Raw genomic sequence first — 9,802 nt, 5'->3', positions numbered from 1 at the left:
TTCCTCGGCCCTCGGGTTTCCTCGGCCCTCGGGTTTCCTCGGCCCTCGGGTTTCCTCGGCCCTCGGGTTTCCTCGGCCCTCGGGTTTCCTCGGCCCTCGGGTTTCCTCGGCCTCGGCGTTTCGGGACCCTCCGTTTTCCGGCCCCAGCGTTTCGGGCCCTCGGCGCCTTCGTTCCGGCGCCGAGGCGGCCTCTCCCGGCCCGTGCTCAGAGGCGGCGCAGGACGGCGACCACCTTGCCCAGGATGGTCGCGTTGTCGCCGTTGATCGGCTCGTACGCGGGGTTGTGCGGCATCAGCCAGATCCGGCCGTCCTCGCGCTTGAGGCGCTTCACGGTGGCCTCGCCGTCGATCATCGCGGCCACGATGTCGCCGTTCTCGGCGACCGGCTGGCGGCGGACCGTCACCCAGTCGCCGTCGCAGATGGCCGCGTCGATCATCGAGTCACCGCGCACGGTGAGCGCGAACAGCTCGCCCTCGCCCACCAGTTGGCGCGGCAGCGGGAAGACGTCCTCGACCGTCTGCTCGGCCAGGATCGGCCCGCCCGCGGCGATCCGGCCGACCAGCGGCACATACGAGGTGGACGGCCGCCCGGCCGTCTCGGCGGTGTTGGGGCGGGCCACCTCGACGCCGCGGACCTCGTAGGCGCGCGGGCGGTGCGGGTCGCGGCGGAGGAAGCCCTTGCGCTCCAGGGCCATCAGCTGGTGGGCGACCGAGGAGGTGCTGGACAGGCCGACGGCCTGGCCGATCTCGCGCATGGACGGCGGATAGCCGCGCCGCTGGACCGAATCCCGGATGACCTCGATCACCCGGCGCTGGCGCTCGGTCAGACCGGCCTCGTCGGTGCGGATCCCGGGGGGGCGCCCCGGCATCGCCCGCGTGGGGGCGGGGTGGGCCTCGTCCAGCACGGGGGCGTGCTCGATCGGCTGGTCGGGAACGCGGCTCGTGCTGGAAACAGCAGGGCCGGAGAGGCGGTGTTCTTCGCTACGGTCCATGCTGACATCCACACTCTGCTGATTCGTGGTGCGCAGCCCCACCTTGAGCTGGGAGTGTTCCTGCACCGGGATGGTGTTGCTTTCGATGGTGTTCACGGCGGCCCCTCTCGACGGCTGTCCTCTCCCTTTTCCAGCCCAACGGCACCTCCTATCGAAAGGTTGCGCCAAACACACGTTCGAGTGAATTATTCGGGAGTTGGCTGACTCGATCAAGGCTTTGTTGTACATCGATTAAATGTTCGATCGATCATCGGCTCCGGCAGTCTAATCCGCGTCGACACGCCAGGGGTGTCGCTTCCCCCGAAGACCTACATGTAGTGGCTACAGTCCTCACCGTGCCCAGTACTAGTGGTCACGCCTCATGATCAGCTTGCCGAGGCCCGGTCCGCATCGCATAGACTCAACCGGTCCGCACGTCCTGCCAGGGAGGGATCCTCAGGTGCACTGCCCCTTCTGCCGGCACTCCGACAGCCGCGTCGTCGACAGCCGGACCACCGAGGACGGCAGTTCGATCCGCCGTCGTCGGCAGTGCCCGGACTGTGGCCGCCGTTTCACCACGGTGGAGACGGCCGCGCTGATGGTCATCAAGCGCAGTGGCGTCACCGAGCCGTTCTCCCGGGAGAAGGTCATCTCCGGAGTCCGCAAGGCCTGTCAGGGCCGCCCGGTCACCGAGGACGCCCTCGCCCAGCTCGGCCAGCGGGTCGAGGAGTGCGTGCGGGCCACCGGCAACGCCGAGCTCACCACCCACGACGTCGGGCTGGCCATACTCGGACCGCTCAAGGAGCTCGACGTGGTCGCCTACCTGCGCTTCGCCAGCGTGTACCAGGCGTACGACGGACTGGAAGACTTCGAGGCCGCCATCGCGGAACTCCGCGCCGAACGGCCCGTCCCCGAGGCGGACGGCACCTGCGTGCCCGTCCCCGCCGCCGCGCCCTAGGAGGCCCGGCTCCAAGCACCACCGGCCCCCCGGGGCCACCAGCCACAGCGGCCCTTCGGGGCCGACGTATGCCCGAAAAAAGGGCACAGAACACCACAAACCGTGCATCGGCAGGCGAGGGCCTAGGCTGCCCGCACACCAGGAGAAGCGAACCAGCGGTGCCCGGATTTTTCGGCGCACTTTGGGCGTTTGCCCAGGAGGAGGAGCGAGAAGTGACAGACACCACGAGCGGTTCCGCACGCGGGTCGAAGTCCGACAAGGCCGCGGCCAAGGGAGCCGGCAAGGCGCCCAAGGGCGGTCTGCGGATGGAGCGCATCTACACCACCCCTGGCGTCCACCCCTATGACGAGGTCCGCTGGGAGCGCCGCGACGTCGTCATGACCAACTGGCGCGACGGCTCGATCAACTTCGAGCAGCGCGGCGTCGAGTTCCCCGACTTCTGGTCGGTCAACGCGGTGAACATCGTCACGTCCAAGTACTTCCGCGGCGCCGTCGGCACCCCGCAGCGCGAGTGGAGCCTCAAGCAGATCATCGACCGCGTGGTGCTCACCTACCGCGCCGCCGGTGAGAAGAACGGCTACTTCGCCACCCCCGGTGACGCCGAGATCTTCGAGCACGAGCTGACCCACGCCCTCCTCCACCAGGTGTTCAGCTTCAACTCGCCGGTCTGGTTCAACGTCGGCACCAAGCAGCCCCAGCAGGTCAGCGCCTGCTTCATCCTGGCCGTCGACGACTCCATGGAGTCGATCCTCGACTGGTACAAGGAAGAGGGCATGATCTTCAAGGGCGGCTCCGGCGCCGGCCTCAACCTCTCCCGGATCCGTTCCTCCAAGGAACTGCTCTCCTCCGGCGGCAACGCCTCCGGCCCGGTCTCCTTCATGCGCGGCGCCGACGCCTCCGCCGGCACCATCAAGTCCGGCGGCGCCACCCGCCGCGCGGCCAAGATGGTCGTCCTGGACGTCGACCACCCGGACGTCGAGGCCTTCATCGAGACCAAGGTGAAGGAGGAGGAGAAGATCCGCGCCCTGCGCGACGCGGGCTTCGACATGGACCTCGGCGGGGACGACATCACCTCCGTCCAGTACCAGAACGCCAACAACTCCGTCCGCGTCTCCGACGAATTCATGACCGCCGTCGAGAACGGCACCGAATTCGGTCTGCGCGCCCGGATGACCGGCGAGGTCATCGAGACCGTCGACGCGAAGAAGCTCTTCCGCAAGATGGCCGAGGCCGCCTGGGCCTGCGCCGACCCCGGTATCCAGTACGACTCCACCATCAACCACTGGCACACCTGCCCGGAGTCCGGCCGGATCAACGCGTCCAACCCGTGCAGCGAGTACATGCACCTGGACAACTCCAGCTGCAACCTCGCCTCGCTCAACCTGATGAAGTTCCTGCGCGAGGACGACTCCTTCGACGCCGTCACCTTCGCCAAGGTCGTCGAGCTGGTCATCACCGCGATGGACATCTCCATCTGCTTCGCCGACTTCCCGACCGAGAAGATCGGCGAGACCACCCGCGCCTACCGCCAGCTCGGCATCGGCTACGCCAACCTCGGCGCCCTGCTGATGGCCACCGGCCACGCCTACGACAGCGAGGGCGGCCGCGCCCTGGCCGGTGCCATCACCTCCCTGATGACCGGCACCGCCTACCGCCGCGGCGCCGAACTCGCCGGTGTCGTCGGCCCGTACGACGGCTACGCCCGCAACGCCGCCCCGCACCAGCGGGTCATGAAGCAGCACGCGGACGCCTCGCTCGCCGCCGTGTCGCTCGACGACCTGGACGCCCCGGTCTGGGCCGCCGCCACCGAGACCTGGCAGGACGTGCTGCGCCTGGGGGCGCAGAACGGCTTCCGCAACGCCCAGGCGTCGGTGCTCGCCCCGACCGGCACCATCGGCCTGATGATGGACTGCGACACCACCGGCGTCGAGCCCGACCTGGCCCTGGTCAAGTTCAAGAAGCTCGTCGGCGGCGGCTCGATGCAGATCGTCAACGGCACCGTGCCGCGCGCCCTGAAGCGCCTCGGCTACCAGGACGAGCAGATCGAGGCGGTCGTCGCCCACATCGCCGAGCACGGCAACGTGGTGGACGCGCCCGGCCTGAAGACCGAGCACTACGAGGTGTTCGACTGCGCGATGGGCGAGCGGGTCATCTCGGCCATGGGCCACGTGCGGATGATGGCGGCCATCCAGCCGTGGATCTCCGGTGCCATCTCCAAGACGGTGAACATGCCGGAGACCGCCACCGTCGAGGAGATCGAGGAGATCTACTTCGAGGCGTGGAAGATGGGCGTCAAGGCCCTGGCCATCTACCGCGACAACTGCAAGGTGGGCCAGCCCCTTTCGGCCAAGAAGAAGGACGCCGCGCCGAAGGCCGAGGAGGCCCCGGCCGCCGCGGTGGAGAAGGTCGTCGAGTACCGCCCGGTCCGCAAGCGCCTGCCCAAGGGCCGTCCGGGCATCACCACCTCCTTCACGGTCGGTGGCGCCGAGGGCTACATGACCGCCAACTCCTACCCGGACGACGGCCTCGGCGAGGTCTTCCTCAAGATGTCCAAGCAGGGCTCGACCCTCGCGGGCATGATGGACGCCTTCTCCATCGCCGTCTCGGTCGGCCTCCAGTACGGCGTGCCGCTGGAGACCTACGTCGCGAAGTTCACCAACATGCGCTTCGAGCCGGCCGGTCTGACCGACGACCCGGACGTGCGGATGGCGCAGTCGATCGTCGACTACATCTTCCGCCGGCTGGCGCTGGACTTCCTGCCGTTCGAGACCCGCTCGGCGCTCGGCATCCACTCCGTCGAGGAGCGCCAGCGTCACCTGGAGACGGGCTCCTACGAGCCGCTGGAGGCCGAGGAGCTCGACACCGAGACCCTCGCCCAGTCCGCGCCGCGCACCGCCGAGCCGGTCGTCCCGGCCAAGCCGGCCCCCGTCGCCGAGGCGCCGAAGGCCACCCCGGCCCAGGCCCACAACTCGACGGAGCTGATCGAGATCCAGCTCGGCCTCAACGCCGACGCTCCGCTCTGCTTCTCCTGCGGCACCAAGATGCGCCGCGCCGGCAGCTGCTACCTCTGCGAGGGCTGCGGCTCCACCAGCGGCTGCAGCTGACAGCGGGCGCTGAACCCCGGGGAGGTGGCCTCGCAGAGGTGACCTTCCGCTGAGGCGGGGCGAGGACTTCACGTCCTCGCCCCGCCTTTCGCGTTCCCCGGGAGACGGGGCGATGGCGTCAACCAGGGTTGACAGATGGAGGGTGTCAACCTAGGTTGACAGCATGAGCGAGAGCGGAGAACTCGCGGCGGCGGCGAGCAGTCGTGACCCCGCGGTGGGGCTTCGGGCGGTCCGTGCGCTGCGTGACCTGGCGGACCGGCTGGAGGGTCTGCAGGTGGGTGGCGCCCGTGAGCAGGGCTGGTCCTGGCAGGACATCGCGGTCTGCCTCGGGGTGACCAGGCAGGCGGTGCACAAGAAGTACGCCCGGCGCGGAGTCGGCAAGGACGAGGACGGAGGCTGAGCGATGTTCGAGCGTTTCACCGAGTCGGCGCGACAGGTGGTGGCCGGCGCGCAGCGGGAGGCGGCGGCGCTCCGGCACGGGTGCATCGGCACGGAGCACCTGCTGCTGGCGGTCCTGGCCGTGCCGGACGACCCGGCGGCGGCGGTGCTGGTCGACGCGGGGCTGGATCACGGCGCCGCGCAGCTGGCGGTCCGGCGGCTGCTGGGGCCAGGGGAGGACGCCCAGGCCCTGGCCGCGATCGGGGTGGACCTGGACGCCGTCCGGGAGGCCGTGGAGTCGGTGTTCGGGGAGGGGGCGCTGGATGCGCCGCCGGGGGAGGGGCCGCGTCGGCGTGGCTGGTTCCGGTCGGAGGCCAGGGGCGGGCGCACTCCGTTCACGGCCGGGGCGAAGAAGGCGCTGGAGCTGTCGTTGCGGGAGTCGCTGCGGCTGAAGTCCGGCCGGATCGCGGTCGGTCACCTGTTGCTCGGGGTGATCCGGGAGGGCGAGGGCACCGGGGCCCGGGTGATCGCCGACCACGGGCTGGACCCGGCGGTGCTCCGGCGGGCGGTGGACGCCGTCCTGGGCTGAGTCCCGCGGCGGCCGGCCCGCCGCCGGTGACGCGGCGTCATGTAGCAGCCCCGTCCGGGCCGGACGGGGCCGCGGGCGTTTCCCCCGGCCCGGGGGAGAGTGCCCGGACGCGCCGGGGTCACGAGTGGGGCACTTGCCGGTGAAGGTTGAACGCGGACCTTGGCGGCGGCTGGCAGCTGGGTTAACGTCTTCGAACCGGCCGTCGCCGGGTACATGTCGATCTCCGGTACAGCGCAATGTCGTTCGTCTTACTGCTGGCGTCCGCGCCCTGGCATGGAGGACCGCATTGACCCTCACCCCGACCGCATCGTCCACGAGTTCCCGCCGCCTGGCTGTCGTGCCCGCCCTGCTGGCGGCGCTGGCACTGACCGCGGCCTGTTCCAACAGTTCGAGCGGCTCGGGAGGCGGTTCGGGCGGAGGGGGCCAGAGCCTGGCCGGGGACTGTGCCAAGTACCAGTCGTACGCGGGGCATTCGGGCAAGACGGTGACGGTCTTCGCGTCGATCCTCAGCCCGGAGTCGGACAATCTGGAGAAGTCCTGGGCCGAGTTCAGCTCCTGCACCGGAATCAAGATCAGCTATGAGGGCTCCAACGACTTCGAGTCCCAGTTGCCGGTCCGGGTGACCGGCGGCAACGCGCCGGACTTCGCGATCATCCCGCAGCCCGGTCTGCTGGCCCAGATGGTCAAGAGCGGGAAGGTGGTCAAGCCGCCCGAGCAGACCGTCGCCAACCAGGACAAGTGGAGCCCGGTCTGGAAGACGTACGGTTCGGTCAACGGCACCTTCTACGCGGCGCCGATGAGCGCCAACATGAAGTCGCTGGTCTGGTACTCGCCGAAGGCCTTCAAGCAGGCCGGCTACGAGGTGCCCAGGACCTGGACCGATCTGATGGCGCTCAGCGATCGGATCGCCAAGGCCGGTGCGGGCAAGCCGTGGTGCGGCGGCATCGCCTCCGGGACGGCCACCGGCTGGCCGGCCACGGACTGGCTGGAGGAGGTGGTGCTCGGCTCGTACGGCGGCGAGGTGTACGACCAGTGGGTGAGTCACAAGGTGAAGTTCTCCGACGAGAAGATCACCACGGCGATGAAGACCCTCGCGGACTGGATGCAGAACCCGGCCTGGGTCAACGGCGGGTACGGCGACGTGAAGTCGATCGCCACCACCACCTTCCAGGACGCGGGCGCGCCGATCCTCACCGGCAAGTGCCTCATGCTCCAGCAGGCGTCGTTCTACAAGGCGCAGTGGCCCAAGGACACCAAGGTCGGCCCGGACGGTGACATCTTCGCCTTCCACCTGCCGGCCGTGAACCCGGCCGTGGCCAACCCGGTCGAGGGCGGCGGGGAGTTCCTGACGGCGTTCGCGAGCCGTCCCGAGGTGCAGGCGGTGCAGAACTACCTCTCCAGTTCGGACTGGGCGAGCAGCCGGGTGAAGACCGCCAGCGGCTGGGTCTCCGCCAACCAGGGCGTGGACAAGAGTCTGTACACCGACCCGATCGACCGGCTCTCCGCCGACGCGCTGACCGACCCGGCCGCGACCTTCAGGTTCGACGGTTCGGACCTGATGCCGGCCGCGATCGGTGCCGGGCAGGAGTGGAAGTCGCTGACCGCCTGGTTCGCCGAGGGCCAGTCCATCCAGAAGACCGCCGCCGACATCGACGCGGCCTGGCCGCAGTAACCGGCGGCCGGAGCCCGGCGGCCGGCCGCGGTGAGCGGCGGACGCCCTCCCCGCAGAACCACCTGATCAGGACCACCTGTCGAGGGCGGTGCGGGACCACCCACCCGCACTGCCCGCCCTTTCTTCTGATCGTCCGATCTTCCGATGGGAGGACGCGCAGTCATGTCCGTACCCGGCACCCTGTCGTCCGCTGCCTCGCTCGCCGACGGCGCCTGGGGCGACGCGGCCGTCAAGTTCGGCAACAGCTTCGGTGCCATCGCCGGCTTCCTCGGCATCCTGCTGCTGGTCTTCCTCGCCGCCGGCCGGGCCACCGGCCGGATCGCCCGCCCGCTGGCCGTCGCGGTCTTCCTCGGTCCGGCGGTGGTGCTGCTGCTCGTCGGCCTGGTCGCGCCGTTGGTCCGCACCGTCTATCTGAGCCTCTACAGCGACGACAGCAGCCGGTTCGTCGGCGGCGAGAACTTCGGCTGGGCGCTGACCACCGACTCGGTGCGGAAGGTGCTGGTCAACACGCTGCTCTGGCTGGTGATCGCGCCCCTGGCGGCCACCGCCCTCGGCCTGGTGCTGGCCCTGCTGGTGGACCGGATGCGCGGTCAGGCGGTGTACAAGTCACTGATCTTCATGCCGATGGCGATCTCGCTGGTCGGCGCCTCGATCATCTTCAAGTTCGTCTACGAGTCGCGCGACTCCTCGCAGCAGCAGATCGGGCTGCTCAGCCAGGTCGCCATCGCCCTGGGCTGGGAGCATCCGCCGAACTGGATGCTCTCCCAGCCGCTCAACACCTTCCTGCTGATGGCGGTGATGGTCTGGGTGCAGACCGGCTTCGCCATGGTGGTGCTCTCGGCGGCGATCAAGGCCATCCCGGACGAGGTAACCGAGGCCGCCCGGCTCGACGGCGCGGGCGGGGTACGGCTGTTCTGGTACGTCACCGTGCCGATGATCCGTACCACGGTGGTGGTGGTCCTCACCACCGTCATGATCACCACCCTCAAGGCCTTCGACATCGTCCGCACCATGACCGGCGGCAACTTCGGCACCCAGGTGCTGGCCAACGAGATGTACTCGCAGTCGTTCGTGCAGTTCAACACCGGGCGGGGCAGCGCGCTCGCGGTGATCCTCTTCCTGGCGGTGCTGCCGCTGGTGGCCTACAACATCGTCCAGCTGCGCAAGGAGCGTGGGGTCCGATGAGCGAGCGCCGCAATTCCGCCCGTGCGGTGCGGAAGACCTTCAGCAGCCCGATCGCCTCGGTCTTCGTGATCGCGGTGACGGTGCTCTGGACCATCCCCACCCTCGGCCTGCTCGCCACCTCGCTGCGTCCCAAACAGGACGTCACCGCGGACGGCTGGTGGAACGTCTTCCTCCACCCGGACCTCGGGCTCTCCAACTACCACACGGTGCTGTTCGAGGGCGGTTCCGGTGTCTCCACCGGCCTGCTGCCGTTCCTGGTGAACTCGCTGGCGATCAGCGTCCCGGCGACGCTCTTCCCACTGGTCCTGGCGGCGATGGCCGCGTACGGGCTGGCCTGGGTGCGGTTCCGGGGCAGCGACGCGGTGTTCTTCGTGGTCTTCGCCCTCCAGGTGGTGCCGATCCAGATGGCGCTGATCCCGCTGCTGCGGCTGTTCTCCGGCGGCGCGCACCTGGGCTCGGTGACGCTGATCCCGGCGGTGGACCTCAAGGGCACCTACGCGCCGGTCTGGCTGGCGCACACCATGTTCGCGCTGCCGCTGGCGATCTTCCTGCTGCACAACTTCATCGCCCAGCTGCCGCGCGACCTGATGGAGGCGGCGGTGGTGGACGGCGCCTCGCACTTCAAGATCTTCCGTTCGATCGTGCTGCCGCTCTGCACCCCGGCGCTGGCCTCGTTCGCCATCTTCCAGTTCCTCTGGGTCTGGAACGACCTGCTGGTCGCGCTGACCTTCGCGGGCGGCACCCCCGAGGTGGCGCCGATGACGGTACGGCTGGCGCAGCTGTCCGGCTCCTTCGGCGGGCGCTGGGAACTGCTCACCGCCGGGGCGTTCCTGTCGATCGTGATCCCGCTGGTCGTCTTCTTCAGCCTCCAGCGCTACTTCGTCCGCGGTCTGCTGGCCGGATCCGTCAAGGGGTAGGGCGTCTCCTGGCCGACCGCAGCGGAATG

8 protein-coding genes are annotated in these 9,802 nt (G+C 69.3%); 7 read left to right on the top strand and 1 reads right to left on the bottom strand.

Features of this window, described 5'->3' with window-relative positions; translation table 11 throughout:
• Positions 1–205: 205 nt before the first annotated feature.
• A complete protein-coding gene (gene lexA, locus AB0P06_RS21390) occupies positions 206–1,087 on the bottom strand; it encodes a transcriptional repressor LexA (RefSeq protein ID WP_363609552.1) in 882 nt (293 codons plus the stop codon).
• Between the two features lie 343 nt (positions 1,088–1,430).
• Between lexA and nrdR the strand changes: the two genes are divergently transcribed.
• From nrdR to AB0P06_RS21355, 7 genes are all read left to right on the top strand, one after another.
• Complete coding sequence (gene nrdR, locus AB0P06_RS21385) at positions 1,431–1,928, top strand: transcriptional regulator NrdR (RefSeq protein ID WP_363609550.1); 498 nt, start codon at positions 1,431–1,433, stop codon at positions 1,926–1,928.
• Positions 1,929–2,140: 212 nt separating this feature from the next.
• Positions 2,141–5,032 (top strand): vitamin B12-dependent ribonucleotide reductase, encoded by a 2,892-nt coding sequence (locus AB0P06_RS21380; protein WP_363609548.1) that lies wholly within the window; start codon positions 2,141–2,143, stop codon positions 5,030–5,032.
• 163 nt (positions 5,033–5,195) lie between these two features.
• Positions 5,196–5,432 carry an RNA polymerase subunit sigma-70 gene (locus AB0P06_RS21375; RefSeq protein WP_363609546.1) on the top strand — a complete coding sequence of 79 codons (237 nt, stop codon included), beginning with the start codon at positions 5,196–5,198 and terminating at the stop codon, positions 5,430–5,432.
• Positions 5,433–5,435: 3 nt separating this feature from the next.
• Positions 5,436–5,999, top strand: a complete 564-nt coding sequence (locus tag AB0P06_RS21370) for a Clp protease N-terminal domain-containing protein (protein WP_363609544.1) — start codon at positions 5,436–5,438, stop codon at positions 5,997–5,999.
• Positions 6,000–6,285: 286 nt separating this feature from the next.
• Positions 6,286–7,671, top strand: coding sequence for an ABC transporter substrate-binding protein (locus AB0P06_RS21365; protein WP_363609542.1), 1,386 nt, complete (start codon positions 6,286–6,288; stop codon positions 7,669–7,671).
• Positions 7,672–7,833: 162 nt separating this feature from the next.
• Positions 7,834–8,856 carry a sugar ABC transporter permease gene (locus AB0P06_RS21360; protein ID WP_363609540.1) on the top strand — a complete coding sequence of 341 codons (1,023 nt, stop codon included), beginning with the start codon at positions 7,834–7,836 and terminating at the stop codon, positions 8,854–8,856.
• Positions 8,853–9,773, top strand: coding sequence for a carbohydrate ABC transporter permease (locus AB0P06_RS21355; protein ID WP_363609538.1), 921 nt, complete (start codon positions 8,853–8,855; stop codon positions 9,771–9,773). Before AB0P06_RS21360 ends, AB0P06_RS21355 begins: the two co-directional genes overlap by 4 nt.
• Positions 9,774–9,802 lie beyond the last annotated feature (29 nt).

Origin of the sequence: Kitasatospora sp. NPDC088351, from assembly GCF_040685575.1 — a bacterium.
GTDB lineage: Bacteria > Actinomycetota > Actinomycetes > Streptomycetales > Streptomycetaceae > Kitasatospora.
Note: the sequence above shows the minus strand (reverse complement) of the source record. Positions and strands in the feature narration are given on the sequence as shown.

Bases quoted from the DNA above. Each gene is read 5' to 3' on its own strand.
- AB0P06_RS21375 (WP_363609546.1), top strand. From the start codon at position 5,196: ATGAGCGAGAGCGGAGAACTCGCGGCGGCGGCGAGCAGTCGTGACCCC.
- AB0P06_RS21370 (WP_363609544.1), top strand. From the start codon at position 5,436: ATGTTCGAGCGTTTCACCGAGTCGGCGCGACAGGTGGTGGCCGGCGCG.
- AB0P06_RS21360 (WP_363609540.1), top strand. From the start codon at position 7,834: ATGTCCGTACCCGGCACCCTGTCGTCCGCTGCCTCGCTCGCCGACGGC.
- AB0P06_RS21355 (WP_363609538.1), top strand. From the start codon at position 8,853: ATGAGCGAGCGCCGCAATTCCGCCCGTGCGGTGCGGAAGACCTTCAGC.